At 54.8% G+C, this 409-nt stretch carries 1 protein-coding gene; it reads right to left on the bottom strand.

The features are described 5' to 3' along the window. The coding region (locus E1297_RS00570) for a helix-turn-helix domain-containing protein (protein WP_209015531.1) at nucleotides 1–390 on the bottom strand (390 nt) is incomplete at its 3' end. Between the last annotated feature and the right edge of the window lie 19 nt (nucleotides 391–409).

Raw genomic sequence — 409 nt, 5'->3', positions numbered from 1 at the left:
TTCACGTATTGGCCCAAGTCCACCCGGAAAGTCGCTTGAGTCGTGTACAGGGATGTTTCCGTTTGGGTCCGACACCTGACCCGAAAGCCGATCTTCAATATATTGCCGCAAGGCGTCGTTCTGCGCCAGTTTTGTCGCTTTGGGGCGACGTGCCGCACGATCCGCATGCCATTGCGCAGTGGTTGCGCGATACTCAAACCCTCCTGAACGCGTCGCTGCATTCCGACGAAGTTCCCGAGAAATAGTCGACGCAGAACGGCCAATCTTCCTTGCAATCGCGCAAACACCAAGACCCTGTGCTTTATACAACGCGATCTCTTCGCGTTCGGCAAAACAAAGATACCGGCCGGAAAGCCTCTGAGATGGATGTGCATATTTTGATGGTGGCATGCCTCCGGCCTCTCGAAAC

The organism is Roseibium sp. RKSG952 (genome assembly GCF_009711355.1).
The sequence above is the reverse complement of the archived record's forward strand: the minus strand, read 5'-3'. Positions and strand labels throughout refer to the sequence as shown.